Origin of the sequence: Streptomyces cirratus (genome assembly GCF_014650775.1) — a bacterium.
In the GTDB taxonomy this organism is placed as follows: Bacteria; Actinomycetota; Actinomycetes; order Streptomycetales; family Streptomycetaceae; genus Streptomyces; species Streptomyces cirratus.
Window position 1 is genome coordinate 547,182 of the sequence record NZ_BMVP01000001.1, and the last position, 25,797, is coordinate 572,978.

At 72.1% G+C, this 25,797-nt stretch carries 26 protein-coding genes, 1 tRNA gene and 1 pseudogene; 14 read left to right on the forward strand and 14 right to left on the reverse strand.

The features are described from left to right. Positions 1 to 31: 31 nt before the first annotated feature. On the forward strand, positions 32 to 361 hold the full coding sequence (locus tag IE207_RS02495; RefSeq protein ID WP_190182316.1) for an antibiotic biosynthesis monooxygenase family protein: 330 nt from the start codon (positions 32 to 34) through the stop codon (positions 359 to 361). 71 nt (positions 362 to 432) lie between these two features. On the opposite strand, the gene IE207_RS02500 is transcribed toward IE207_RS02495, so the two are convergent. Then, a complete protein-coding gene (locus IE207_RS02500; protein WP_190182317.1) occupies positions 433 to 828 on the reverse strand; it encodes a nuclear transport factor 2 family protein in 396 nt (131 codons plus the stop codon). 106 nt (positions 829 to 934) lie between these two features. Between IE207_RS02500 and IE207_RS02505 the strand changes: the two genes are divergently transcribed. After that, positions 935 to 1,477, forward strand: a complete 543-nt coding sequence (locus tag IE207_RS02505) for a GNAT family N-acetyltransferase (RefSeq protein WP_190182318.1) — start codon at positions 935 to 937, stop codon at positions 1,475 to 1,477. A 41-nt stretch (positions 1,478 to 1,518) separates the two neighbouring features. Further along, a complete protein-coding gene (locus IE207_RS02510; RefSeq protein WP_190182319.1) occupies positions 1,519 to 1,881 on the forward strand; it encodes a peptidoglycan-binding domain-containing protein in 363 nt (120 codons plus the stop codon). Between the two features lie 25 nt (positions 1,882 to 1,906). On the opposite strand, the gene IE207_RS02515 is transcribed toward IE207_RS02510, so the two are convergent. After that, a complete protein-coding gene (locus tag IE207_RS02515) occupies positions 1,907 to 3,958 on the reverse strand; it encodes an MFS transporter (protein WP_190182320.1) in 2,052 nt (683 codons plus the stop codon). A 220-nt stretch (positions 3,959 to 4,178) separates the two neighbouring features. On the opposite strand from IE207_RS02515, the gene IE207_RS02520 reads away from it, so the two are divergent. Beyond that, on the forward strand, positions 4,179 to 5,060 hold the full coding sequence (locus IE207_RS02520) for a peptidoglycan-binding domain-containing protein (RefSeq protein ID WP_190182321.1): 882 nt from the start codon (positions 4,179 to 4,181) through the stop codon (positions 5,058 to 5,060). A gap of 389 nt (positions 5,061 to 5,449) precedes the next feature. Further along, positions 5,450 to 6,142, forward strand: a complete 693-nt coding sequence (locus tag IE207_RS02525) for an HAD-IA family hydrolase (protein WP_190182322.1) — start codon at positions 5,450 to 5,452, stop codon at positions 6,140 to 6,142. A gap of 241 nt (positions 6,143 to 6,383) precedes the next feature. On the opposite strand, the gene IE207_RS02530 is transcribed toward IE207_RS02525, so the two are convergent. Beyond that, complete coding sequence (locus IE207_RS02530; RefSeq protein WP_190182323.1) at positions 6,384 to 6,965, reverse strand: TMEM165/GDT1 family protein; 582 nt, start codon at positions 6,963 to 6,965, stop codon at positions 6,384 to 6,386. Positions 6,966 to 7,462: 497 nt separating this feature from the next. Here IE207_RS02530 and IE207_RS02535 point away from each other — a divergent pair, with 497 nt between their 5' ends. The 4 genes from IE207_RS02535 (at position 7,463) to IE207_RS02550 (ending at position 11,431) form a co-directional block, all read left to right on the forward strand. After that, positions 7,463 to 8,116, forward strand: coding sequence for an HNH endonuclease family protein (locus IE207_RS02535; RefSeq protein ID WP_190182754.1), 654 nt, complete (start codon positions 7,463 to 7,465; stop codon positions 8,114 to 8,116). A gap of 152 nt (positions 8,117 to 8,268) precedes the next feature. Then, positions 8,269 to 9,927, forward strand: a complete 1,659-nt coding sequence (locus IE207_RS02540) for an alkaline phosphatase D family protein (protein ID WP_190182324.1) — start codon at positions 8,269 to 8,271, stop codon at positions 9,925 to 9,927. A gap of 217 nt (positions 9,928 to 10,144) precedes the next feature. Then, the gene (locus IE207_RS02545) at positions 10,145 to 10,777 is read left to right on the forward strand and encodes a DedA family protein (RefSeq protein WP_190182325.1); all 633 of its coding nucleotides are present in this window, start codon (positions 10,145 to 10,147) and stop codon (positions 10,775 to 10,777) included. A 159-nt stretch (positions 10,778 to 10,936) separates the two neighbouring features. Further along, positions 10,937 to 11,431, forward strand: a complete 495-nt coding sequence (locus IE207_RS02550; RefSeq protein WP_190182326.1) for a hypothetical protein — start codon at positions 10,937 to 10,939, stop codon at positions 11,429 to 11,431. A 10-nt stretch (positions 11,432 to 11,441) separates the two neighbouring features. On the opposite strand, the gene IE207_RS02555 is transcribed toward IE207_RS02550, so the two are convergent. The 4 genes and pseudogenes from IE207_RS02555 to IE207_RS02570 form a co-directional block, all read right to left on the reverse strand. Further along, on the reverse strand, positions 11,442 to 11,675 hold the full coding sequence (locus IE207_RS02555) for a DUF2277 domain-containing protein (RefSeq protein ID WP_190182327.1): 234 nt from the start codon (positions 11,673 to 11,675) through the stop codon (positions 11,442 to 11,444). Between the two features lie 18 nt (positions 11,676 to 11,693). Then, positions 11,694 to 12,326 carry a TRADD-N-associated membrane domain-containing protein gene (locus tag IE207_RS02560; protein ID WP_229873256.1) on the reverse strand — a complete coding sequence of 211 codons (633 nt, stop codon included), beginning with the start codon at positions 12,324 to 12,326 and terminating at the stop codon, positions 11,694 to 11,696. 116 nt (positions 12,327 to 12,442) lie between these two features. Beyond that, a pseudogene (locus IE207_RS02565) lies at positions 12,443 to 13,249 on the reverse strand (IS5 family transposase). A gap of 96 nt (positions 13,250 to 13,345) precedes the next feature. Beyond that, positions 13,346 to 14,503: an FAD-dependent monooxygenase gene (locus tag IE207_RS02570; RefSeq protein ID WP_190182328.1), complete on the reverse strand. Its 1,158-nt coding sequence runs from the start codon at positions 14,501 to 14,503 to the stop codon at positions 13,346 to 13,348. Positions 14,504 to 14,575: 72 nt separating this feature from the next. Here IE207_RS02570 and IE207_RS02575 point away from each other — a divergent pair, with 72 nt between their 5' ends. Then, positions 14,576 to 15,133: a TetR/AcrR family transcriptional regulator gene (locus tag IE207_RS02575; RefSeq protein ID WP_190182329.1), complete on the forward strand. Its 558-nt coding sequence runs from the start codon at positions 14,576 to 14,578 to the stop codon at positions 15,131 to 15,133. Between the two features lie 81 nt (positions 15,134 to 15,214). Here IE207_RS02575 and IE207_RS02580 read toward each other — a convergent pair whose 3' ends face one another. Both IE207_RS02580 and IE207_RS02585 read right to left on the reverse strand, forming a co-directional pair. Then, positions 15,215 to 15,808, reverse strand: a complete 594-nt coding sequence (locus IE207_RS02580; protein ID WP_190182330.1) for a DUF4352 domain-containing protein — start codon at positions 15,806 to 15,808, stop codon at positions 15,215 to 15,217. Between the two features lie 378 nt (positions 15,809 to 16,186). Continuing rightward, positions 16,187 to 16,261 (reverse strand) — tRNA-Val (locus IE207_RS02585). 105 nt (positions 16,262 to 16,366) lie between these two features. Here IE207_RS02585 and IE207_RS02590 point away from each other — a divergent pair. From IE207_RS02590 to IE207_RS02600, 3 genes are all read left to right on the forward strand, one after another. Next, positions 16,367 to 17,611: a hypothetical protein gene (locus IE207_RS02590; RefSeq protein WP_229873258.1), complete on the forward strand. Its 1,245-nt coding sequence runs from the start codon at positions 16,367 to 16,369 to the stop codon at positions 17,609 to 17,611. An 81-nt stretch (positions 17,612 to 17,692) separates the two neighbouring features. Further along, positions 17,693 to 18,265, forward strand: coding sequence for a DUF4383 domain-containing protein (locus tag IE207_RS02595; RefSeq protein WP_190182331.1), 573 nt, complete (start codon positions 17,693 to 17,695; stop codon positions 18,263 to 18,265). 41 nt (positions 18,266 to 18,306) lie between these two features. After that, positions 18,307 to 18,528, forward strand: a complete 222-nt coding sequence (locus IE207_RS02600; RefSeq protein WP_190182332.1) for an FmdB family zinc ribbon protein — start codon at positions 18,307 to 18,309, stop codon at positions 18,526 to 18,528. Positions 18,529 to 18,538: 10 nt separating this feature from the next. Here IE207_RS02600 and IE207_RS02605 read toward each other — a convergent pair whose 3' ends face one another. From IE207_RS02605 to IE207_RS02620, 4 genes are read right to left on the reverse strand one after another with little or no spacing between them, the layout of a single operon-like run. Then, positions 18,539 to 19,198, reverse strand: coding sequence for an O-methyltransferase (locus IE207_RS02605; protein ID WP_190182333.1), 660 nt, complete (start codon positions 19,196 to 19,198; stop codon positions 18,539 to 18,541). Further along, positions 19,195 to 20,025, reverse strand: a complete 831-nt coding sequence (locus IE207_RS02610; protein WP_190182334.1) for an HAD family hydrolase — start codon at positions 20,023 to 20,025, stop codon at positions 19,195 to 19,197. The genes IE207_RS02605 and IE207_RS02610 overlap by 4 nt, the downstream gene beginning before the upstream one ends. Then, positions 20,022 to 22,754 (reverse strand): phosphoribosyltransferase, encoded by a 2,733-nt coding sequence (locus IE207_RS02615; protein ID WP_229873260.1) that lies wholly within the window; start codon positions 22,752 to 22,754, stop codon positions 20,022 to 20,024. Before IE207_RS02615 ends, IE207_RS02610 begins: the two co-directional genes overlap by 4 nt. After that, the gene (locus tag IE207_RS02620) at positions 22,751 to 23,917 is read right to left on the reverse strand and encodes an HpcH/HpaI aldolase/citrate lyase family protein (RefSeq protein ID WP_190182335.1); all 1,167 of its coding nucleotides are present in this window, start codon (positions 23,915 to 23,917) and stop codon (positions 22,751 to 22,753) included. The genes IE207_RS02615 and IE207_RS02620 overlap by 4 nt, the downstream gene beginning before the upstream one ends. Positions 23,918 to 24,125: 208 nt before the next feature. On the opposite strand from IE207_RS02620, the gene IE207_RS02625 reads away from it, so the two are divergent. Continuing rightward, positions 24,126 to 24,917, forward strand: a complete 792-nt coding sequence (locus IE207_RS02625) for a TerD family protein (RefSeq protein ID WP_190182758.1) — start codon at positions 24,126 to 24,128, stop codon at positions 24,915 to 24,917. 58 nt (positions 24,918 to 24,975) lie between these two features. Here the strand turns inward: IE207_RS02625 and IE207_RS02630 are convergent, their stop codons facing one another. Continuing rightward, a complete protein-coding gene (locus tag IE207_RS02630; protein ID WP_229873262.1) occupies positions 24,976 to 25,743 on the reverse strand; it encodes a TerD family protein in 768 nt (255 codons plus the stop codon). Between the last annotated feature and the right edge of the window lie 54 nt (positions 25,744 to 25,797).

Sequence of the window (25,797 nt, forward strand, 5' to 3'; positions counted from 1 at the left end):
TATCCCGCGCGGGATCCCTAGGATGGCGGGCATGAGCATCGTGAAGATCAACGCGCTGACCGTCCCCGCCGAGCAGCGGGAGGTGCTGGAGCAGCGTTTCGCCTCGCGGGCGGGGGCCGTGGAGGGTTCGGACGGGTTCGAGTGGTTCGAGCTGCTGCGTCCGGTGGAGGGCACGGACCAGTACCTCGTGTACACGCGGTGGCGTTCGGAGGAGGACTTCCAGGCGTGGATGGAGGGCCCGATGAAGGCGGCGCACCAGGGCGGTGGGGGCGGCGGTGAGCGGCCGAAGCCGGCGGCGTCGGGTTCGTCGGTGTGGTCGTTCGAGGTCGTGCAGCAGGCGGCGCCCAAGCCCCAGGGCTGAGGCGGGTCGGCGGCCGCCGGGTTGGCGGCCGCCGGGTTGGCGGCCGCCGTCTGCTCGGGGTTTGCGGGCCGTCAGCCCCAGAAGGTGTTCTCCTCGTCGATGTCCTGGGTGCACTGGTCGATGTCGCTGATCTTGCCGCCGACGATGGTGAAGAAGAGACCGTGGTGGATCTCGATCCCGCGGTCGGCGCGGTCGGCGCGGGTGATGTGGAAGGCCATGGCGTGGCCGCGGCCGTCCACGAGCACCGACAGCAGCTCGACCCGCATGGTGCCACCGGTCTCCTCGCCGAAGGCGCGGTACAGGTCCAGGACGGCCTGGCGGCCCTTGTGGTGCCCGGAGAGCGGGTTGTCGCCGGGTACGTGGTGGATGGCGTCGGCGGTCAGGAGGGAGCCGAGCGTTTCCAAATCACCGCTGTTGAAGGCCTCGTAGCCGCGGCGGACCAAGGCGGCGTCGGGGTGTTCGGACATGGCGCCCACATCCTCTGATCGAAGCTGTTTACCCCTTTTCACATCATCAGGCCGCCCCTGTGGATATTCCAACGCGGCCGTCCGGCATTCGTCTCAGAATGACGCCATGACCAGCGAACAGATCACCGCCACGGGCACCTGGCAGGTCGCCCCCGAACCGTTCACCACTCCCGACGCCACCGCCCTGCGCCGCGCGTACTACGCCGAAGTGGCCGGCCGGTACTGGCGCAGGTCCGTCACCGAGGCCGAGATCGACCAAGGTCTGCGTGACGACCCGGCCGACGGACTCGTCGCGCCGACGGGCTGTTTCGTAGTCGGCCGGTACGACGGCCGGCCGCTGTCCTGCGGCGGCATACGCCTCCTCGACGCGACCACCGCCGAGCTCACGAGGGTGTACGTCGACCCGCGCGCCCGGGGTACCGGCGGCGGGGCGGCTCTCCTCGGGGCCCTTGAGGACGCGGGCCGGGAACTGGGCGCCGAGCGGATCCGCCTGGACACACGGTCCGATCTCGTGGAGGCACGGCGTCTGTACGCGCGACAGGGGTACGCGGAGATACCCGCCTACAACTCCGGCCCGTATGCGGAGCACTGGTTCGAGAAGCGGATACCGGGGACGGGCGGGGCGATCCGGCCCGAACGGCTCGAATAAATCCATGACGCCCACAGCGGGATGATCACTACCGTTCCTGCATGAGATCACTCAAACACACAGCGGCATCGGCCGCGTTCGCCGTCTCCCTGCTGACCTGCGCCACCGCCCTGTCGACGGGCTCCGCGGCTGCCGTGGACAGTCCCGGCCTCGAAGGGGTCTCCTGCGGCTTCGACGGAAGGCTGCCTCCGCCCCCGACAGGCGTGGGCAGTACCGGCAACACCGTCAAGGAGGCGCAGTGCCTCCTTGAGTTCTGGAGCGGCACCGCGACCGCCGAGGACGAGGCCGGCGGAGCGTTCGGCGCGTACACGAAGTCGTCGGTGGAGTCCTTCCAGGGGCTGCGGGGCCTTCCCCGGACGGGCGTGATCGACGCCGCGACCTGGGCCGAGCTGCGGCACAGCTGACGGCTCTCCCTGCCGGCCCCGCGGGTCAGTGGCTGGAGTGGTCGCGGCGCGCGAAGGTGTCGTAGGGCTCCTCGGCGTCGGATCCGCAGAGCTCCTCGTTGAGCTCCCTGAGCAGGTCGGCCAGGTCCGTCGGCCGCTCAGGGCCCCACCAATCGCCGAGGAGTTGGGCGAGCGACTCCTCCCTGGCCTGGGCCAGCCGGGCCGCGACCTCGCGGCCCCGGTCGGTCAGGATCAACGGCAGCCCGTCGCGGACGGCGAGCCCGCGCTCCTCGATCTGGCGGGCGGCCTCCGTGATGGTCTTGAGCGGCACGGTGGTGCGTTCCGCCAGGATCGCCGGCTCCACCGACCCGTATCTGTTGATCCGCAGCAGCATCCAGCTGGCGGCGGGCAGCAGATCGAAGCCGGCGTTCTCGGTGATCTTCTCGTAGACGTGGCGGCGGCCCTCACGGGTCCCGAGCACCGACAGTGCCCGGGCCACCTCGTCCCGGGAGGAACGCTGGACGGGATTGGTGGCGAGGGTCTCGCTCCCGTCGGGTGCGGTGACCGAGCCGCGCAGCTTGTCCTCCTTGAGGAACCAGGCGACGACGAACGCGAGAAGGACCAGCGGTACGGCGTAGAGGAAGACATCCGTGATGGAGGACGCGTAGGCGTCGAGCACGCGCGGCCGAAGAGCAGGCGGCAGCATCGCGACCGCCCGTGGGTCGGCTTCCAGGCCGTTGATGCTCACCCCGGGAGGCAGCGGCACCCCGGCGAGGGCGGCGGCCAGCTCGTCGCCCAGACGGTTGTTGAAGATCGTGCCGAAGATGGCCACGCCGAAGGAGGCGCCGATGGAACGGAAGAAGGTGGCGCCCGAGGTCGCGACGCCCAGGTCCTCGTATCGCACGGCGTTCTGCACCACGAGCACCAGCACCTGCATGACCAGGCCGAGACCCGCACCGAAGACGAAGAAGTAGACGCTCATCACCAGATCGGAACTGGTGCGCTGCAACTGGTGCAGGAGCAGCAGCCCGACGGCGGTGACGGCGGTGCCGGCGATCGGGAAGACCTTCCAGCGGCCGGTCCGGCTGACGATCTGGCCGGAGCCGGTGGAGGAGATCAGCAGGCCCAGCACCATCGGCAGCATGTGGACGCCGGACATCGTCGGTGAGACGCCGCGGACGACCTGGAGGAAGGTGGGCAGGTAGACCATCGCACCGAACATCGCGAAACCGATGACGAAGCTGATCACCGAGCAGAGGGTAAAGGTGCGGATCTTGAACAGGCCCAGCGGCAGGACGGGTTCAGCGGCCCGCCGTTCGACGATGATGAAGGCGACGAGCACCACCGCGGCCAGCACGACGAGGCCGATGACCTGCGCGGAACCCCAGGGCCAGGTCGTGCCGCCCAGCGAGGCGACCAGCACGAGGCAGGTGGCGACGGAGGCGATGAGGAAGGTGCCGAGGTAGTCGATGGTGTGCTTCGAGGAGCGCACCGGGATGTGCAGGGCGGCCGCGATGACGAGCAGCGCGACCAGACCGATGGGGAGGTTGATGTAGAAGACCCAGCGCCAGGACAGGTGGTCCACGAACAGGCCGCCCAGCAGTGGGCCGAGGACGCTGGTGGCGCCGAAGACGGCACCGAAGAGGCCCTGGTACTTGCCGCGTTCGCGGGGCGGGACGAGGTCGCCGACGATCGCCATGGACAGCACGATCAGCCCGCCGCCGCCCAGGCCCTGCAACGCCCGGTAGCCGATGAGCTGCGGCATGTTCTGCGCCAGCCCGCACAGTGCCGAACCGATGAGGAAGATGACGATGGCGGCCTGGAACAGCTTTTTGCGTCCGTACTGGTCACCGAGCTTGCCCCACAGTGGCGTGGCTGCGGTGGAAGCGAGGATGTAGGCCGTGACGACCCAGGACAGGTGCTCCATGCCGCCGAGGTCGCTGACGATCGTCGGCAGCGCGGTGGCGACGATGGTCTGGTCGAGTGCCGCGATGAGCAGTCCGAGCAGCAGCGCGCCGATCGCGACGAGCGCCTCCCGGGAGGTGTTCTCCGCGTGTGGCCGGGGGTCCACGGCCGATGTGGTCACTTCCTGTGCCATCGGCTCCTCCGTAGGTGTCTGGGCCTCGGGCAGGACAACATCTCCATCCTGAGCGGTGTGTCCGGTTATGGCCCGTCGGGAGGTTGGGTGTGGCCTGCCGGGTCTGCATAATCGCTGGCATCGGCCCAGGGAGGGTTTGCCAGTGAGCGCTGAGCGCTGTCCAGAATGCGACGCCCCGGGCGCCGGCTGCGGGTGTGCGCCGGCTGCGGGTTTCGACCCCTTGCGCATACGTCCGTACGTCAACCTGTCCGAAACCGGCCGGACGGGTGACGCCGGACCGTCCCCGCAGCCGGTCCTGGGTGCGATGGCCCGGCCCACCGGTCCCGGCCCGTCCGCCGACGCCGGAGCGACCGAGCAACTGCCCAAGGTCCCGCCCGCGCGGGCCGGCCAGGACACCCCGGCGTACGGAACCCCCGTACCGCCGGCGCGGCCCCGGCCCGACCACACGGTCCCGCTCCGTGGGGTCCCCCCGGCACCGGGAACCACGAACGTCACAGCGGGAGGGGAGGGCGGGGGCGGGGGGCCCGAGAAGCGGCGGAAGCTCCCCCTGCTGCTGGCCGGCGCCGCCGCCCTCGTCGCCGTCGGTGGTGTGGCCGTGGCCCTCGGCGCGTCCACCGGTTCCGGGCCGGGCGGTACGACGCTGCTCGACGCGAAGCCTTCGACGCCGGTGGTGGGCATGACCCCGGGCGAGCCGTCGCAGGGTTCGCCCAGCGCTTCCGCCGGGCCGTCGGCTTCGACGTCCGCCTCTGCTTCGCCGTCGTCGAGCGCCTCCCGCTCGGCGTCGCCCTCCGCGTCACCGAGCGCGTCCCGCTCCTCGGCGGCCCCGTCCCGGACCCCGTCACCGACCCCGAGCCGTACGTCCGCCGCCCCACCGCCGCCTCCGCCCGCGCAGGGCCCGACCCTGCGCTACGGCGATTCGGGCGCGGAGGTGAAGAAGCTCCAGCAACTCCTGGCGGGGCAGGGCCTGTACCGCGGCCGGTTCGACGGCAAGTTCGGCAAGTCCACGGAGGACGCGGTGTCGGAGTTCCAGTGGTACAACGACATCACCGCGGACCCCTGGGGCGTCTACGGCCCCGCCACCCGCAAGGCCCTGGAGGGCTGACACCGGTGGAGCCCGCCCTCGCGGCGGGGTTCTCCACTCCCGGCCGGCGACGAGTTCCTCGACGCCCGCGCCCTTGGACCCGTAGGCCGCCGCGGCAAGGAGACCAGAGCGCGCGGCCTCCCTCGCCCTCCCGGCTCCCGCTCCCGGCTCCCGGCTTCCGCTCCCACTTCCGGCTTCCGCTCCCACTCCCGGCTTCCGCTCCCCGCTCCCGGCTCCCGGCTGCCTCGAAGTCGTCGTGCCCCCACCTGCCCATCCATGCCCGGCACGGCTCGGTGGCGCGAACGGCTCCAGATTTTGTATAGTGCAGGAACAAAGTGGTTCCGTCCACATTCCCTGACCGGTGGACGGAACCACTTGTTCTCTTTTGTCCCCTGTCTGGAGTCCCGCCGATGTCGGCCAGCACCACCAGCAACCCCGCCCGCGCCACCGTCGCCCTCTCTGCCAAAGCCCTGCTCTTGGACATGGACGGCACGCTCGTCAACTCCGACGCGGTGGTCGAACGGTGCTGGCGGGACTGGGCAGTGACCCACGGGCTCGACCCGCAGGAGGCGCTCAAGGTCGTCCACGGCCGCCAGGGCTACGCCACGATGGCGATCCTGCTGCCCGGGCGCCCGATGGAGCTCAACCACGCCGAGAACGCCGAGATGCTCGCCCGCGAGACGGCCGACACCGACGGCGTGGTCCCGGTCGCCGGCGCCCCGGAGTTCATGGCGGCGATCGCCGACCTCCCGCACGCCCTGGTCACCTCGGCCGACGCCGCCCTGGCCCGGACGCGGATGGCGGCGGCCGCACTGCCCATGCCGCGCGTCCGGGTGACCGCCGAGTCGGTCGGCGCGAGCAAGCCGGACCCCGAGGGGTTCCTCAAGGGTGCCGCCGAGCTGGGTGTGGACCCGGCCGACTGCATCGTGTTCGAGGACTCGGCCGCCGGTATCGCCGCAGGCCGGGCGGCCGGCATGCGCGTGATCGGCATCGGCCCCCGCGCAGCCGCCCACGCCCCGACGGCCCACGTCCCCGACCTGACGTCGATCCGCGTCACCTCCACCCCGTCCGGCACCCTCCACCTCACCCTCACCCCCGCCTGACCGGCCCCAGCCGACCCACGGCCCCACCCGTCACGGCGGCGACCCCGGCCCGCCCGACGCTTGAAGACAGGCTCCGGGCCGACCCGGGCGCCGGCCCGGCCGGGCATTCCCAGCCCGCCCGACGCTTGAGAACCGACCCCGGGCACGGCCCGGGTGCCCCTCCCGGCGGGGACAGCGGGCCAGCCCCCCGCGCCGCCCCGCAGGAGCAGCACCCCGCACCCGCACCCCGCAGGGCAGCGCCTCAGCCCGCAATCGCCTCGTACAGCGAGAACCCGGCCAGCGCCGCCATCACCGCGGCCGCTACCTTGGTGATCAGCCTCAGCGGCACGTACTTCATCAGCGTGCGCCCGCCCAGGATGCCGATGCCGGCCACCGCCCACAGGGCCAGCACCGCTCCGACCCCGACCGATACGGGGTTGTCGTACCGCGCGGCGAGGTTGGCGGTCATGATCTGCGTCAGGTCGCCGAACTCCGCCACCAGGATCAGCATGAAGCCGGCCCCCGACACCTTCCAGAAGGACTGATCGGCGGGCGGCTTGACCTCCTCCTCCTCATCGCTCTTCTTGAGCAGCAAAACGGCCGCGCCCGCGAGGAAGAGCACGCCCACGACGGCCTGTACCAGCCGGTGCGGAAGCAGAGTGAGCACGCTTCCCGCCGCGATGGCGAGCCCGACGTGCAGGGCGAAGGCGGCGGCGACGCCCGCGAAGACGTAGGACGCGCGGTACCGGGTGCCGAGCATCAGCCCTGCCAGGGCCGTCTTGTCGGGGAGTTCGGCGAGGAAGACGACGCCGAAGGCGATCGCCGTGACGGTGAAGCTGAACACGGGGGCTGAACCTCAATCGGTCGGGCGGGACGCCGTCGGTACCGAGAGACCTGGGGGAGTTCAGGGGTCGCTTCGGCTCGGCGGCGCCCCGGTTGCGTTGCCACGCGGAATGCGTGGAATCCAGGACACTGCGGCCGAAGGTCTCGCTGGCCGGCCGCTGACGCGGCCTGCCTCCGGGCGCCGGCTGGTGTGACCCAGCAGTATGTCGACGGTCCGGCGAAGAGCTACTCCCCTTCTGCTCCTCCAGGGTACGCGATGCCCGCCGCCGCACCGGGGCGTCCGGAATGTGACGTTGACCCCAGCTCGCCCGGGCGCCTCCCCCCACCACATCAACTCCCGTCCCCATCAACTGCCTTGGACTCCTTGATGTGACGTGCCCATGTCGGCACCCTGTCACCTGGCGCCCACCCGTCGGACACCTGGCGCCGAAACCATGGCCGCGACCCGCCGGGGTCGCACCGCCACCACCCCCACACCAGGGAGCCCCCATGGCGCTCATACCCTCCGTCTACGCGCGTCGAGCCGGCCGGATCGGCATCCTCGCCCCGGCCGCCGCGCTCGCCGCCCTGACCTCCCTCGTCAGCGCGCCCGCCGCCCAGGCCTCCCCGCCCTCTCCCATCAGCGCCGCGGCGGCCCGCTCGTACCTGGCCACGGTGACCCCGGTGGCGGAAGGTTCCCTCTCCGGCTACAGCCGCACCCTCTTCCCGCACTGGAGCACGGTCTCCGGCTCCTGCGACACCCGCGAGACCGTCCTCAAGCGGGACGGCTCCGGCGTGAGCGTCAACTCCTCCTGCGCGGCCGTCAGCGGAAGCTGGTACTCCGAGTACGACGGCGCCACCTGGACCGCCGCCTCGGACGTCGACATCGACCACGTGGTGCCGCTCGCCGAGGCCTGGCGCTCCGGCGCCGCCTCCTGGACCACCGCCAAGCGCCAGCAGTTCGCGAACGACCTCACCCGGCCGCAGCTCATCGCGGTCACCGACAACGTCAACCAGTCCAAGGGCGACCAGGACCCCGGCACGTGGCTGCCGCCCCGGACCGCCTACCGCTGCACGTACGCCCGGATGTGGGTGGACGTCAAGCAGTACTGGGGCCTGAGCATGAACTCCGGCGAGAAGACGGCCCTGGTCGACGTTCTCAACGGCTGCTGAGGCCGGCCGCCGCGCCAGCCCCGGTACCGCTTTCGTCCGGGCCTCGTCACCACCGGAAGCGGACGGCGATCTTTCTCCCCCGTCAGGGGGAGGCCAGGCTTCCCCCGCACCCCGTACCGTGATCGAAGGGGATGAGGAGGAGGGGGAGTTGGATGGCCGGACTGCGTCTGGGGCCGCTGCTGCGCTACGTCGACTGGGACGACGGCGGCTCCGCCACGGTATGGGTCGAAGCGGACCGCCCGTGCACCGCCGAGGTGCGGTGTGCGGACGGCGCCGCCGGGAGCGTGCGCACCTTCCAGATAGCCGGCCACCACTACGCGTTGGTCCCCGTGACGGGCCTGACCCCCGGCACGAGCACGGCGTACGAAGTGCTGCTCGACGGCGTACGCGTATGGCCCCTGCCCGGCAGCGGTTTCCCGCCCAGCACCATCACCACGCCCGCCGTCGCGGGTCCCGGCCGGGCCGCTCCGGGGCTGCGGGTGACGTTCGGGTCCTGCCGGCAGGCGGCGCCGCCCGCCGGCCGGCGCGGGCCGCACGGTCCCGACGCGCTGGACACCCTGGCGGCGCGGCTGGCCGCCGAGCCGGATGCGGTCCGGCCGGATGTCCTTCTCCTCCTGGGCGACCAGGTGTACGCCGACCAGTTGTCGCGGGAGACCCGGCGGTGGCTGGCGGCCCGCCGGGACCTGCGGGAACCCCCGGGCGCGCAGGTCGCGGACTACGAGGAGTACACCCGGCTCTATTACGAGTCCTGGCTGGACCCGGAGATCCGCTGGCTGTTGTCGACCGTGCCCAGCCTGCAGATATTCGACGACCACGACGTGGTGGACGACTGGAACACCAGCGAGGCGTGGCTGGCGGGGATGCGGGCGACGCCCTGGTGGCAGGAACGGGTGCTCAGCGGGCTGATGTCGTACTGGGTGTACCAGCACCTCGGCAATCTCTCGCCCGCCGAGCTCGCGGCCGACGAGTTGTACGGGGCGGTACGGGCCTGCCCGGACGGTACGGACGCGCTGCGCGCCTTCGCGGCCGGGGCCGACGCCGATCCGGGTTCGGTGCGGTGGAGCTACCGGCGGGACTTCGGCCGCTCGCGCCTGCTGATGGTGGACACCCGGGCGGCGCGGGTCCTCGCCGAGGACGGCCGGGCGATGCTGGATCCGGCGGAGCACGAGTGGCTCCGGGAGAACGCCCTGGCCGGGCAGGGCGGTTACGACCATCTGCTGATCGGGTCCTCGCTGCCGTGGCTGATGCCGCCGCTGATACACGACGCGGAGGTGTGGAACGCGGCGCTGTGCCGCGGGGAGCGCGGGCCGCGGTGGGCGCGGATCGGGGAGGATCTGCGCCGGCGCGCCGACCTGGAGCATTGGGCGGCGTTCCCGGGCTCGTTCGGGGCGTTGAGCGATCTGATCGAGGAGGTCGGGACGGGTCCGCGGGCTCCGGCGACCGTCATGGTGCTGTCCGGGGACGTGCATCACGCGTATGTGGCCGAGCCCCGGATACCCAGCACGGCGCGGGTGTTCCAGTTGACCTGCTCGCCGGTTCACAACTCGGTCCACTTCGCCGTCGAACTCGGTTTCCGGCTGGGCTGGTCGCGGGTGGGGCGGTGGCTGGGGCGCGGCTTCTCCCGGCACGGCCGCACGGGCCGGCCGCCGCTGAGCTGGCGGCGTACGGGCGGCCCCTGGTTCGGCAACCAGCTGATGACACTGGCGTTGGCGGGGCGGACGGCCCGGCTGCGGCTGGATCAAGCCCGTTCGGGCGGCTCGGGGGCCCGGCTGGTGACGGTGCTGGACCGCCGGCTCACCGAACCGGAGTAACGCGTACGGCCGGGCGCGCGGCACCACCGGCGGCGGCCCGGCCCGGGTGCGGGCGGCTTGCCGTCGGGGGCTGCGCGGGGCGCGCCCTGCGGGCGGGCTGACGGACCGACGGCCCCGGGGCTCGGGGGTGGCGGCGCCGGGCGTACGCTGTATGGCTGTCAAGCCGCCCCTGCCGCTCCCCGCGACGACGCGGCGCTTCGGACTGGGGAGTCCCGCTTTGCTTGAGACTCTGGGTTCGCTGACCACGAGCCCCTGGATCTACGTCGTGGTGGCGGTGTCCGTCGTGCTCGACGTGTTCCTGCCGGTGTTGCCGAGCGGCGTACTGGTGATCACTTCGGCGGCCGCAGCGGCGGCGGCCGGGGCTGCGGGGTCGCCGGCGCCGGTACCCGCGCGGGTGCCGGACATCATGGCGCTGCTGGTGATCGCGACGACGGCTTCGGTGCTGGGGGACATGGCCGCGTTCCGGCTGGCCCGGCGCGGCGGTGCCCGTCTGGACCGGGCCATCGCCCGTTCGCGTCGGCTGACCCGGGCCCATGAGCGGCTGGGTGTTGCCCTGGCCCGTGGTGGGGGTGCGCTGGTGGTGATCGCCCGCTTCGCCCCGGCGGGCCGCTCGGTGGTGTCCCTGGGCGCGGGCAAGACGCAGCGCGAGGTGCGGGAGTTCCTCCCGTGGTCGGTGCTGGCGGGCATGGCGTGGGCCGGTTACAGCGTGGCGCTCGGCTACTTCGGCACGCAGTGGCTGGGCGCGGCCTGGCTGGGCACCGCGGTCTCCGTCATCGCGCTGTTCGCGGCCGGCTCCCTCGCGGTGTTCCTGCTGCGCCGCCCGATCCCGTCGGCGGCACCGGCCGCGTAGGGCGTCTTGTAGGCCGGCCGGGGCAGTCGGTCACCCGTTCACCCGGCTGCGATCGCCGGGGAGGCGCGGGGCTTCTAGCGTCCTGAGCACGGAGCGCGACCGAATCCGCGTCACACCCGTGTCCTGGCCGCGCCGTGCCGAGCAGCCCGAGGAGTTCCCGTGCCCGCTACCCGTAAGCGGTACCGCCTGGTGGGAGCCGCTGCCGCGACGCTCGCCGTCACCGCCGTCACGCCCGCCGGCGTCGCCCACGCCAACGCCTCCGCGTCCGTCTCGCCCGGTGTCGTCGCCCCCGGCAGCCGCGTCAGCCTCAGCGTCACGGGTTGCGTCAGCCGGTCCGCCAGGGCGTCGTCTCCCGCGTTCGGGGACGTCCAGCTGGCGCCCGGCAACGCACAGGACACCCGGCTGTCCGGCAGCGCCATCGTCTTCGGCAGCGCCGCCACCGGCTCGCACCCGGTCACCTTCCAGTGCGGCGGCACCGGCGGTGAGCGCGTCACGGTGACGTTGACGGTCAGCGTCGGCGCGGCCCGTGGCGGGCTGGGCGGCAGCGTGGATCCGGTGAGTACGGGTCCGGTCGCCATCGGCGGCGCACTCGTCGCGAGTGCGCTGGGCGCCGGCGTGTGGGTGCTGCGCCGGCGCCGCGAACCGCACGCCTGACGGCCTCCTGTCACCCGGTCTGCGCGACCGGCTCCCGGCCCCGTACGTGCACCCCGTCGAGGAGCGCCGCCGTCGCTTCGGCGATGGCGTCCACGGCGGAGTCGAAGACTTCCCGGTTGTGTGCGGCGGGCGCCCGGAACCCGGACACCTTCCGCACGTACTGGAGGGCGGCGGCGCGGATCTCCTCCTCCGTGGCCTTCTCGGGGATGGCGGGCGGGCGCAGGGTCTTAATGGAACGGCACATACCTCCACTATGGCTCCGCTACCCCGCGGTGCGGCCCTGCTCCGGCAGCTCGGCCCCGGACAGTTTCATGATCAGGCCGGCTTGGAGCCGTCCCCGCAGCTCCGAGTCGGCGACCTCGTCCAGCAGCCGGACCGCTTGCGCCATCGACTCCGCCGACCGCCGGTCGTCCCGCAGCGAGGCCGTCTGCCCGGCCATGTACCGCAGCGCGACGTCGGCCCTGCGGTGGAAGAGCTGCCCGATGACGGTGACGACCAGTCCGACGGAGCTGGTGACGACCCCGAGGTACAGGTCCCCGCTGCTCTCGGCCTTCCACACCGCGAGCGCCACCCCGCCGAGCAGGATCACCGCCCCGGCCGCGGCGAAGCGCTGGCTGGTCACGAAGCTGCTGCGCGCCTGGGTGAGCCCGTAGGCGTAGTACTCCACGAGCAGCGGCGTGAAGTCGTCCCCCCGGGCGGCGGTCCCGACCGGTATCCCGCCGACGTCCGCGTACTTCGGATCGCCCGCCTCCGCCCCGCGCTCGGGTATCAGCGCCAGCAACCGCTCCCGCTCGGCCTCCCGCCGACGCTCGAACCCCTGCCCGGCCCGCCGCTCCAGCACGAGGTACCCCGCCCCGCCGACGAGCACGGCCACCAACGCCACCCACTCCCCCATCCCCCGACGATCGCACGCCCCGCCCCCGCCGCCAAGACCTCGCGGCATCACGGCGCCTCCGTGCCGACGGGGCACGGAGGCGCCGCGGGTGCACGTGAACCGCCTAACTGATCGTTTCAGAATGACGTTCGTAGGCGGCGGAGGCATATGAGGCTGCATGCCAGTTCGAGCAGGCCCTGGTGGAGGTCGGCGCGTCGTTCGCAGCGGATGCGCAGTCGTTTGAACTGGTGCAGCCAGGCGAAGGCGCGCTCGACCACCCAGCGCACTTTGCCCAAACCGGAACCGTGGGCGACGCCGCGTCGGGCGATCATGGGTTTGATGCCGCTTCCACAGCAAGCGGCGATACTTGTCGAAGTCGTAGCCCCGGTCGGCATACAACCGTCGGGGTTTGTGGCGGGGGCGTCCCCGGAGCCCCCGAATCGTTGGGATGGCATCCAGCAGCGGCAGGAGCTGGGTGACGTCGTGTCGGTTGCCGCCCGTGAGCGTAACGGCGAGCGGGGTTCCCTGTCGGTCGACGATCAGGTGGTGCTTGGAGCCAGGACGGGCGCGGTCGACCGGTGAGGGGCCGACATGATCCCCCCTTTGAGAGCTCGGATGTGCGATCCGTCCACGGAGCAGTCGTCCATCTCCAGCAGGCCCCCGCGTCGAAGCTCGGTCAGCAGCGCGGCGTGCAGGCGTGGCCAGACACCAGCCTCGGTCCAGTCCCGCAGCCGACGCCAAGCCGTCACACCGGAGCAGCCCACGGATGCCGTCGGAACGTCGCGCCAGGCGACACCGGTTCGCAGCACGTACATCACGCCAGCGAGTGCCACTCGGTCGGGAACGCGCAGGCGCCCGGGGTGGCGACGGCGTCGTTCGGGAGTGGGCGGCGGCAGCGGGGCCACGCGCTCCCATAGATCGTCCGGAACAAGATCAGTACGCACCCGGACACCTGGCCCACCGTGACCGCTAACGGCAAGACCCGCAGCTCGACTTGGCCCAGAAAGTGCCTGGTAGTGAGGTGGCGGGCGCGAGCCAGATCAGTTCAGCGACGGCGGGACCCAGGCGTGGTGACGCAGGATCATACGTGTGGCGGCCCGGGACGGTGTCAGTCGCATCGCCGTGTTCCGCAGGGTGACGGCCAGCGGGTGGGACAGTTGCTGGCCCATTCTCCCGGCCTGCCGGGCGGCCCCTGCGACGGCCTGGCTCCGCGGCCGGCGCTCAGCGTCGTAGCGGGCGAGCGCGGCCTCGACGGTGGACTCGGCACCGAGGGCGGCGGCCAGGGTGACCGCGTCCTCCAGTGCCTGGCAGGCGCCCTGTCCCAGGTTGGGGGTCATCGCATGGGCGGCATCGCCGAGCAGCGCGATCCGCCCGACCGCGTATGAGGGGAGAGGCGTGCGGAGTTCGTTCACGTCGTGATGCAACACGGCCTCGGGCCGGGTCGCGTCGAGTAGAGCGGGGATGGGGTCGTGCCAGGTGTGGAAACGTCGGCGGAGTTCGGTCAGTGGGTCGCCGAACCGCGTTCCGGCGGGGAGGCTGAGGACGGCGTGCCACTCGGCCTTCCCGTCCAGGAAAGCGATGTGTCCGAACTCCGCGCCTCGGCCCCAGGTCAACTCGAAGTCGGTACGCAGATCGACCGCGTGCTCGGTGATCGCGCGCAGCACCGTCGAGCCGCTGTGGACCGGGCCGGGATGATCTGGGAAGAGTTGGCCGCGGACTTTGCTGCCGATACCATCGGCCGCCACTACCAGATCGGCCTCCAGGGCCGTGGTGCTGTAGCCGACGTGAACTGTCTCCGGGCCGACCTGCTCGACCGTTGCCGCCTCGGAGTCGATCGCCACTGACCCGGCGGGCAAGCCCTCGCGTAGCAGTTGGTGCAAGGCGGAACGGGGGATGCCCATGATCGGCGTGCCCACCGCCTTCTCCAGTGCCGAGCCGTCCATCCGGGTCAGCCAGCCGCCCCGGGGCGTCCGAGTGCCGCCGCTGTACTGGCCTCGCGACGCGTCCCGAACCGCCCCGCCGACGCCGAGTTCGTCCAGTGCCCGCAGGCCGTTGGCAGCCAATGAAATGCCTGCCCCCGCGTCCTCAAGCATGGACGAACGCTCGAGGACCGTCACGTCCCATCCGATGCGGTGCAAGCCGATTGCGGCGGCTAGCCCGCCTATGCCTCCTCCGACCACCACTGCCGTGTTCCCCATGCCGGAGCCCCCTTCTTCTACATTTGTAGAAGCCGACTCTATCCTGAGTCTCTACGGGTGTAGAAAGGGGCTATGGCTTCGGACCGGCGCACCCTCCTTGCAGACGCAGCTCTCGACGTCCTCGCCGACGAAGGGATGCGCGGCCTGACCCACCGCGCGGTCGACCGCAGAGCAGCCATGCCGCCCGGCACCACCTCGGCCTACTTCCGCACCCGCGCCGCGCTGCTGACCGGACTCGTCGCCCACCTGGTCCAACTCGACCAGGCGGAACTTCAAACGACGGCCGACCAGCTTCCACCCCTGCGTACCGTCGAGGAACTGGTGGACGGCATGGTGACGCTCACCCGACAGCGACTCACCGGCGAGGGCCGCCGGCGCTCGCTCGCCCGCCATGCTTGCGCCGTCGAGAGCGTGCGCGACAGAGAGCTGCGCGAGATCCTCGTGCCCCGCGAGAACGCCGGCCGCGAGGCCGTCCGGCTGTTCCTCGCCAAGCACGGCGTGACCGACGTCGAGAACCGCACTCACACTCTGCTGACCTGCATCGACGGACTGGTCTTCGACCGACTGGTGAACGGCGGCGAAGTACAGCGCGAGGCCCTCGAAGGACTGGTCGCCGCCGCGCTGCGTTAGGCCCCAGGCGTCCACGGTCCCGCTCGAACCAGCTGGCAGCCTCAGCTGTCTCCGCCGCCTACGAACCTCATTCTGAAACGATCAGTAAGAGACGTCGGCGCGCACAGCCTCGCCGATGAGCCCGTCCGTGTAGGTCACCGTCTTCGCGGTGAACGAGCCCTTGCCGGTGACGGCGCCCGTGATGTTCTCGCCCGGCGCCAGCTCGACGGTGTCGATCTGGTTCTCGTCCGCCGCCAACTGCGCGGCATGCTTGGTGCCGTTGGTGTCCGTGATGGTGAAATAGAGCGGATTGACGTTGATCGACTTCGTCGAGTTGTTGGTGACGGTGACGGACACACTGGTGTAGCCGTCACCCTGTGCGAGGACGCTCGCCTTGAAGGCCGTCTTCTGGGCGGTGACGGTGACCGACTGCTTCTCCTCCGGCGCCTTGGACGGCTGGACCTCCGGGGCCTTGGCGGGCTGAGAAGCCGCGGCGGCGGCCGGTCGCGCAGGGCTCTTCTGGCCGTCGCCCCCAGTGATCAGCGCGCCGATCACACCGAGCAGAACGACCACGCCGACGACACCCAGGCACGAGAATCCGACGATCTTGCCGGCGTTGGACTTCCTCGGCGCCGGCGGGGGCGGGTAGCCGTACCCGGGCTGCGGCGGGCCGGGCTGCGGAAACTGTTGGGACATGAAACCCCCACGGGACGAGTGCGAATCCGGCCACCGTAGGGGGCCACGAGCACACTCGTGGCGCTATGCCCGAACCGTTACCTTCCCGCCGGACCCGGCCTCCCGACCCGCGCGCGACCACTGACAGGAAGCCACCACCGCGTGCATCCAAGCCTTGTGACCGACCCGCTCACACACGTACTGGATCGACGGTCCCCAGACATGCGATGGCAGAGCACCCGCTTCGCTGACCGAACAGCCCCGTGACGTCCGGCTGCGAAGGTTCTGGGCTGCCGCCATCGATTGCGTTGTGGACTCGCAGTGGCCTCAGAGATGGCAACGGCCCCTCGACTGAGTCGGTCGAGGGGCCAAAAGCAGGCTCTCACCTGCTACCTGTCCTGGTGGGCGCGGACGGTTTCGAACCGCCGACATCTGCTTTGTAAGAGCAGCGCTCTACCCCTGAGCTACGCACCCGTGGATGAGTGGACAGCCTACATGGAGGCCGCACCCCCGGCGCAAACCCGTTGCCGTAGGGGAGAATGGAGCGGGGCATGGCGGACGCGGTACGGGAGAGGGATTGTGACAACGGCATCCCGGCGGTGGTTCGGTGGGCGGGACGAGAGCCGGCGGGCGGATGCGCAGGCGGCGAAGGATGCCGCCGCGGCCGCGTTCTACGAGCTGGATACGGCGCAGCGGGATCTGCGGATCTCGATGGAGACCATCGCCGCGGCGGACGGGTCGCCTGCCGCGCGGCAGGCGGCGGAGCAGTTCGTCGCGCTCGGGCAGCGCATCGACCAGGTCAGCCAGGTGTACATCGAGGCCGTCGACGCGCACGACCTGGACCGCGTCGACCTGGAGGGCTCGGTCGCGGCGCAGGCCCGGCAGCAGCTGACGCGGGCGCGGGACGAGCTGGTACGGGTCAAGGGCGAGCTGGACCGGTTCGCGCAGGGGTTGCAGCCGCTGCTGGACAAGGCCGAGACGCAGCTGGCCCGGGTCGCGCCGGCCCGGGAACGGGCGAAGGCGGCGCTGCTGGCGGCGAGCAACGCGCTGGACGAGGTCCGCGCGAAGGGGATGCGGGCCGACGACCTGGCGGCGCGCCTGGCCGCGCTGGGGCCGGAGCTGACCAAGCTGAACCAGGGCGCGGCCCGGCACGGCGTGCAGGAGACGGTGCAGCGCGCCGACCGGATCCTGCGCGACGCCGAGGCGATACGGGCCGAGGCGGCCAGGCTGCCGGAGCGGGCGGCGGAGGTCGACCGGCGTCTGGTGAGCCTGCGGACCCGGGCGCAGGCGCTGCGCAACCGGGCGGACCGGGTGGATCCGGTGCTCAGCGAGCTGCGCCGGCGGTTCAGCGCGGCCTGCTGGCAGGACCTCCAGCACGTCCCCGACCAGGCGGTACGCGAGGTCGCGCGGGCGGAGGAGAAGCTGGCGGAGGCCGGGCGGGCCCGGGAGGGCCAGCGGTGGAGCGAGGTGGGGTCGCTGATCGAGGAGGTCCGCGCCTCCCTCGACGCGACCGACGAGGCGGTGTCGGCGGCGCAGGACCGGCTGACGCGGCTGGAGGCGGTGGCGCGGGATCCCCAGGACGAGGTCCGCCGGACCCGCTTCGCGATCCGCGACGCGCAACGGCTGGCGATGGAGGGCCGTACCGTGCCCGATCCGCGCCACGCCCGGCCGCTGGACGAGTCGGTGGCCCGGGTGGAGCGGGCCCTGGCCGGGCTGGAGGGGCGCCACCCCGACTACTGGCAGTTCCTCCAGGAGATGGAGGGCGTCCGGGCGTCCGTGAACCGGGTCGTGAACGGGATCCGGGAGGAGCGGGGCCACGGGTAGCCGAGCGCGAGCCCGGGGCCGGGGTTGTCCGGGCCCGGCCCGTGGCGGATGCTGGGAGGGACCTCAGCAGAGGAGGCCGTCATGGTCACTCACGCGGCTCCGCACGTGCGGCGGCCGGTCGGTGCCCGGCTCGACGAGCACCTGCCGGTCGACCACAAGCTCAGCAAGGTGTACCGGGTGGGCGCGGGCCTGACCGGGCTGCTGCTGGTCGTGTTCGGCGTCCTGGGGCTGGTGCACCGGATCGGGTTCTTCGACACCGGCGGGGACACCGTGATGGCGCTGAACACGAACGGGGCGCTGAGCGTCCTGTCCATCTGCATCGGGGCGCTGCTGTTCTGCGGGATGGTCGTCGGCGGGAACTTCGCCTCGACCCTGAACATCACGCTGGGTCTGCTGTTCATCGCGAGCGGGTTCGTGAACCTCGCGCTGCTGGACACCGGGCTCAACTTCCTGGCGTTCCACATCCCGAACGTGCTGTTCAGCTTCGTCGTCGGCGTGATGCTGATGTGGTTCGGCATGTACGGACGGGTCGGCGCCGGCCTCACGCACGACAACCCGTACTGGCGGGCCCGTCACCCCGAGGAGGCGGCCCGGGAGGACCGCGCCGCGGCCCGGCGGGCGCTCGGCGGCCGGCGCACGCCGCCCCACCCGTGACGACGATGGAACGCGCGAGGGGGGACCGCTAGCCTGTGCCCATGCCCCGCTACGAATTCCGCTGCCGTACCTGTGACGACACCTTCGAGGTGAGCCGTCCGATGGCCGAGTCCTCGGCGCCCGCCGACTGCCCCGCCGGTCACGCCGACACCGTCAAGCTGCTCTCCGCGGTGGCCGTCGGCGGCGCGGCCCGCGGCGGCCCGGCTGCCGCCCCCGCCCCCGCCATGGGTGGCGGCTGCTGCGGCGGGGGCGGCTGCGGCTGAGGAGCGGGCGTTACCGCTTGCGCGACAGGGTCAGGCCGTCCGAGATGGCGAGCAGCACCGACTCCATGCGGTCGTCGGCCAGCACGTGGTCGTTGAAGGCGCGCATCGCCGCCGCCGCGCCCGTCGCCGCCTCGTCCAGTACCCGCCCGTGGAAGAGCGTGTTGTCGCTGACGATCAGCCCGCCCGGCCGCATCCGCGGCACCAGCTCCTCCCAGTAGGCGATCTGGTTCTCCTTGTCGGCGTCCACGTAGGCCATGTCGATGTGCGGCTCCCCCGGCATGGCGCGCAGCGTGTCCAGCGCGGGGGCGATGCGCAGGTCGATGCGGTCCGCGACGCCGGCCGTCTCCCAGGCCTGCCTGCCGTACGCCGTCCACTCCTCGGAGATGTCGCAGGCGATCAGCGCGCCGTCCGCAGGCAGGGCCTGTGCCATGGACAGCGTCGAGAAGCCGGTGAAGGTGCCGATCTCCACGATGCGGCGGGCCCCCGTCAGCCGGACCAGGAAGGCCAGCAGCGGGCCCTGCTCGTGCGCCGACTGCATCCCCGCCGATTCGGGGAACTTCTCGTACGTGGTCGTCACGAGACCCTGCTGGACGGGGTCCAGCGGCGGGTTGTGGTCGAGCACGTACTGGTAGAGCTCGTCGGTGATCTTGGTGCTGTTGCCCTTGGTCATGCGCCCAGTGTGCCGAGTTCCCCGACCACTCGCCTGAACGCGCGCACGATCTCCTCGCCCGCCAGGACCCCGGCCTTCGCCAGCGCCGTGACCGACCCGGCGGTCCAGCCCGCGTCCGCGAGTTCGCCGTGGCCCGGCCGCCATCCGCGGTCCGCCGCCAGCAGCAGATCGGCGTCCAGCAGCGAGTCACCGGCGGCCAGGGTGGTGGCGGCCCCGGTACGGCGGACCAGCTCCCGCATCGCCGCGCTCTTGGTCAGCGGCTGCGGCACGGCGTAGATCTTGCGGCCCTGAAGGGACACCGTCCAGCCGCGGGGCTCCGCCCACGACACCAGTGCCTTGAGCCACTCGTCGGGGACCAGCGCCCGCTCCACGACCAGGTACGCGAACAGGTCCTCCGCCACCCGCGCCTTGCGCAGCCACGCCGGGTCCGCGGTCGCCAGCAGGTGCTCGTACACCTCGGCGAGCGGGGCGCACTCCTCGGCCAGCCGCGCCGCGACCTGACGCCGCCAGTCCCGGTCGGGGACACCGTCCACGAGCAGCTGCCCGCCGTTGGCGCAGATGGCGTACTTCGCCGGGCGTCCGGGGAAGCGGATGCGCTGGTACTGCTTGCGCGTACGGGTAGTCGTCGGGACCCAGACGACGCCCGGGTCCGCGGTCAGCTCCGCCAGCAGGGCCGCCGCGGTCTCGGTCATGTACGACAGCGGCTTGCTCTCGTGGACCTCGACGCACAGCAGCCTGGGCGCCACCGGGTCGGGCATGGTCAGGCCGAGGGCGGCGGCCGAGTAGATGAGCGTGCGGTCGAGGTCACTGGCTACGAGGACGGTCACTTGGCGGCCACGGCCTTTCCGTCGGCGCCGGTGGCGCCGCGCGTGAAGCGGGGGTGGATGAGTCCCACGCAGGTGTAGGGCAGCCCGTCGACCTCTTCGACCGGCACCCCGCGCTGCTGCGCGAGCAGGCGTACGTGGTCCAGGTCGGCGCCGGCGCCGCGCTTGGCGAGGATCTTCCACGGCACGCGGCGCAGCAGTACGCGCGTCGTCTCGCCGACGCCGGGCTTGACCAGGTTCACGTCGTGGATGCCGTACTCCTCGCTGATCCGCTCGACGGCCGCCCAGCCTTCCCAGGTGGGGGTCCGGTCGGCCGTGAGCAGTTCCTTGACCTCGGCGTCGACCGCCTCGGCCACCTCGTCGAAGCGGGCGGCGACGGCGTCGACGAACGCGACGGACACGTCGGCGCCGGTGAGCTCGCGGTAGTACTTCGCGCCGTGGAAGTCGGCGGGCCCGACCAGGTCGGACCTGAGCACCGTACGCGAGACGAGTCCGGAGACGGTGGAATTGAGGCAGGCGGAGGGGATGAGGAAGTCCTCGCGGGTGCCGTACGTCGCCACGCACGAGCCGGGGTCGGCGAGGACGACGATGTCCGGGTCGAAGCCGTCGAACTCCGCGAGGGCGTCCCGCAGCTCCCGGGTGATGGCGCCCTTGCCCGTCCAGCCGTCGACGAAGACGACGTCGGCGGGGTCGTGGTGGGCGGCCAGCCAGCGCAGCGCGTTGGCGTCGATGCCGCGCCCGCGCACGATGGACACGGCGTAGTGCGGCAGGTCCAGGCCGTGCCGGGCCTGCGCCCAGCGCCGCATCAGCACACCGACGGGGGTGCCCGCTCGGGCGAGGGAGACGAGCACGGGCGACGGCGAGCGTTCCGCGAGCACCGTTTCGGTGACGGTGCCCACGGCGCGGGCTATTCGGGCCGCGGAGGCGGTCAGCGCGCTCTGGTACAGCCGCTGGTACTCGGGGGACGGCTGGTACTCGACGGGCAGCGACTCGGCGTAGTGCGCGCCGCCCGCCTGGATGGCCTCCTCGCGCTCCTCGGTCGGTGCCTCCAGCTCCACGTCCGAGAAGTCCTGGAGCAGCCAGCCGACGTCCTCGGCCGCATAGGAGGAGAAAGCGGGCCCGCGCAGGGGCTCGGTCATGATCGGCTCCAGCCGGTCGGAGGGGTCGAGGGAGTCTGCGGAGACGGCCGCCGGGCGGGCCGTCCCCGCAGAGGGCTGCGGCCCGGTCCCCGGAACGTACGACGGCACCACCGCCAGCAGCACCTGCCCGGTGTGCGGCGCGAGCCGGGCCAGCAGCCCGTCGGGGGCGTACAGCGCGCCGGTGTCGCCGTGCGAGTCGACCACGGCGACGACGGCGTCGAAGCCCGCGCCCGCGACGTTGTACGCGTACCGCTCACCCGGCCCGTCGGCGGGATCGTCGTGCGCGGGGAAGGCCAGCCGCGTCCGGATGGCGTAGCCGGGGTCGTCCACGGCGAGCACCGGGGAGCGGGTGGTGGTGGAGAAGCGGACCTCGCGCCCCGCGGGCGCCCCGGACTCCTCCAGGGCTCGGGCGAGCCGCAGCGGCGTGTACATCAGCTCCTCGTTGCCCAGCACCAGGACCCGCCGGGGCCCGGGCCCCGGTCCGGCCCCCGACGCGGCGGCGAGTTCGGTGTCGATCCGGGCGGCCAGCGTCGGCAGCGCCGCCTCCAGCCGGGCCCGGTGCGCGGGGGTGAAGCCGTGCCGGCCCCCGTCGGGCAGTCCGGCGGGCCACTCCAGGCGGATGCGCCGAACGGGGGCGGGCGGGCCGCCCCTGGCTGCCCCGGTCTCGGAGGGGGCGTCGCGGGACTCGTACTCCTCGACCAGTGCCTGCCCCTTGGCCAGCACGTCCTCGGGCAGTCGGACCGTCCCGGAGGCGAGGGCGACGAGGTCGATCCGCGCCCCGAGCCGGGCGGCGAAGGCTTCGAGGCGCTCACGGTCGGCCGGGGAGCGCATGTCGACCAGGGCGACCACGACGTAGCGGGGGCGGGGGTTGCGGGTGTGCAGGTCGCTGATGGTGTTCAGGACGGTGTTGCCGGTGGAGAACTCGTCATCGACCAGCACCAGGGGCCCGCTGCCGCTCAGCAGCTCCGGGTCCTCGGGGAGCAGCAGGTGCGAGGTGGCGTGCGAGTGGGCCTCCTCGAAGCCGCCCGCGGGCTCGACGCCGGGGACGGGGCGGCGGGTGGAGTGCAGGTAGGGGGCGTCGCGCAGGCCGTCGGCGACGCTGTGGCCGAGGCCGGTCGCGGTCTCCGCGTACCCGAGCACGACCGCGTCGGCGGCTTCCGGGCCCAGCAGGTCCCGGACCCGTTCGCCGAGGCCGTATCCGGCGGCGTGGACGACCGCCGGGGACTGCGGGACGTGCTTGCCGAGGATCCGGGAGACCAGCAGGTGGGCACGCTTGGGGTTGCGGCGCAGGGCCAGCCCCAAAAGCTCGTCCAGCGGCGGCTCGGCGGGCGCCAAGGACCCGGGACCCACGGCCCCGGGCGCCACGGACCCGGGCGCCGCCTGCCCGGGCGCAGCCTGTCCAGCCGCCGTCGCCGGCCCAGCCACCGTCGACCGCCCGGTCACCGCGCCCTGTTCCAGGCGCACGCCCAGCCGGTCCGCGACCCAGGTTCCCGACCACACCTCTTCGATCGTCTTGCCCTTCTCCGTGGAAAGCCCCCACAACCCGAAACGATCGGGGAGCGCGGAAAACTCCTCGTCCGGCGGCCGTCTCATACCCGCAGCCCGGCCGTGAGGAGGTCGACGAAGCCGACCTCCTCCCTCGCCACACCGAAGACCTCCGCGCGCAGCATGGTGCGCTCGGCCCAGGCCCGGTGGGGCTTCACCTCGTTCATCTTGTTCGTGTAGGCGGAGCGCATGACCCCGCCGCCGCCGCGCTCGGGGCGCAGGATGTCCTGGGCGTCGCTGAATTCCTCGTGGGAGACCACCGACAGTGCGTGGACGGGCGTGACGTGGGCGGGGTGGATGCAGGTCTTGCCCAGCAGTCCGTTGGCCCGGTCGAGTTCGATCTCGCGCAGCAGCCCGTCGAGGTCGTGCTCGATGAGCGCGGTGCGCAGCTCCTCGACGCCCTCCTCCAGGAAGGGGCTGCGGCGCAGCTGCGGTTTGAAGAGGCGCTGCTGGCTGCGGAAGTACTCCCAGACGGGGCCGGTGACGGTGAAGCCGGTGCCGTCGGCGCGGCTGAGGACGTTCACGACGTCGGCGATGACACCCGCGACGATCTTGACGTCGTAGGCGGTCATGTCGGGGGTGCGGCGCAGTCCGTATACCGAGCAGAAGTCGGTCACGCCCAGACGCAGGGCCAGGACGCGCTCCCGGTAGCGGTCGACCGTCCGGGAGATCCCGGCGAGGGCTTCGACCCGGGTTTCGAGGTGCAGCAGGTCGGGGGTCTCCAGGACCGGCATGGCGTACAGGGGGGCGACGGCGGAGGCCTGTTCCGCCTGGGCGACGGCGTCGAGGAACGCGGTTCCGCGACTCTCCGTGAACTTCGGTAGTACGAATCCGGCCAGGTGGCGTCCTGAGCCGCCGAGGCGGCGTACGAGGTCGGGAATCTGCTCGGGGGTGCGCACCCGGATGAACAGCAGGGGGAGTTCCGCGCTGTCCTCGTCGAGTGCGGCGAACTGGCGGATCAGGTTGTCCTCGCCGGCCGTCACCTCGCCGTCGCTGATGGAATCCTCCAGGCAGAGCACCATGGAGACCACTCCGCGGGCCGCCTGCTTGCGGATGTCGCCGGCGAGGTGGGGACGGATCGCCGGGCTGTAGAGGGTGGCGCCGAGGCCGGCGGCGAGCGTACGGGCGGGGGAGGCGGCGGTGAATTCGGCCGGCTCCTGGTGGAAGAGGTCCTTGCGGACGCTGGGCGAAATGTGCCCGAAGTGACGCATGCGCTTCCCCCGTACTGCCTCGGCGGCCCAACTGGCGTGGCCGGTAATAGTACGTACGAATGAGAGTCGAGAGTTCCGCAAGCACATGAAGTTCAGGTAACCCTCTTGCACCATGCCCACGTGTTGCGCTCCGTACAAGTGGCTACGGGCAAGTGACTACGGGGGGCCGCATTGTCCAGGTCATGGCCGGGAGGGCAGGATGACCGGCATGACGCACGCGATGCAGAAGGGCTCGAACATCCCGGTGGCCGCCGTGGCGGTCCGGGCGGTGCTGCGCTGGACCACCGGGGCCGAGGTACCGGATGTGGACGCGTCCGCGCTCTTGGTGGGGGCGGACGGACGGGTGCGCTCCGACGAGGACTTCGTTTTCTACAACCAGCCCCGCCACCCCTCGGGGGCGGTGTGGCGCCTGGGCAAGAAACAGGTGGGCGAGGCGATCACCGACGCCGTCCAGGCGGACCTGCGGGCGGTGCCCACCGTGGTGGACCGCGTCCTGGTGGTGGCCTCCGCCGAGGACGTGCCGTTCGAGCGGGTCCGTGACCTGCGGATCCTCCTGTACGACGCCACCTCCACCGGCGGCTCCGAGCCGCTGGCGTACTTCGACGTGCACCCGGAGACGGGCGCCGAGACGGCGCTGATCTGCGGCGAGCTCTACCGCCGGGCCGAGGGGTGGAAGTTCCGCGCCCTGGGCGAGGGGTACTCGGACGGCCTGGTGGGGCTGGCCACGGACCACGGGATCTCCGTGGACGAGAACGCCCCCGACCAGGCGGCGGCCCCCGGCCCCGGACCCACCGACGAGCAGACGGCCGCGATGGCGGCGCCGACCCCGTCCGCGCCCCCGATGCCCCCCGTCCGCCCGGCGCCCGCACCGCCGACGCAGGCCCCGCCGGCCGTCGAGCCCGCCTACGGCTACCCGCAGCCGGTGTCCCCGGTCCCCGGGCCGGGCGGCGACTCCGCCTTCCGGCTGCCGGCGCAGGGCCCCCAGTTCATCCGCCGCTGACCGGCACCCCCCGGGCGGAGACAGGAGCCCCGCACGGCCAAGGTCTGACCGGTTCCGGTCAGGCCTTGGTGCTCTTGTAGCCCCGCCCCCACTGGAGGCCCCACCCGTACAGCCGGTCGAGCTCGGCCTGGAACCCGTAGACGAACTTCACCTCGCGGCGCACGGTCAGCTCGCCCTTGACGGTCTCCAGCGAGACCACGGCGCAGGACCGGGCCTGCGGGTGGCGCTCCTCCAGCTGGATCTCGATCCGCGGCCCGGTGCTCGGGTACAGGGTGACCAGGGCGTGCGTGCGGTCGAAGGCGGGCGTCTGGTCGTAGATGTAGACGAAGACCAGCAGCCGCTTGATCTCGTCGGCGTGGTCGAGGTTGACGAAGATCGTCTCGCCCGACGGTGCGCCGAACCGGTCGTCGCCGCTGAGCTTCACGTACGGCGGGTTGTTGATGTCGCCGTGCAGGTTCCCCAGGGGCTGGACGACTCCGCGCGTCCCGTCGCTCAGCTCGTACAGGCAGCCGATGTCGAGGTCGACGTTGACCATGCCCTGGGTGTGCGCCTGCACCATGTCGGGCTTGAAGAGTTTGAACGGGTGCCGCAGGAGCCGGCCGCTCTGGCCCGAGCGGCCGCCGATGTCGGAGCTGCGCATCCGCCAGGAGAGGTTGACCCGCAGGTTTCCGTGGACCGCCCCTTGTTTGGTGAGCGACACCGTCGGATGCCGCCTGGTCAGCTCGATCGCGTTGGACGAGGCGCTGCCCGAGTCGAAGCGCATGGCCCGCGCGCCCCTGATGCCGTCGAAGAAGCCGCTGCCGAAGACACTGTCGAAGAAGCCCATTTCCCCTACCCCCCTGAACCACTCACGTACGGAAGCGGGGCGGCCCGGGGGTCC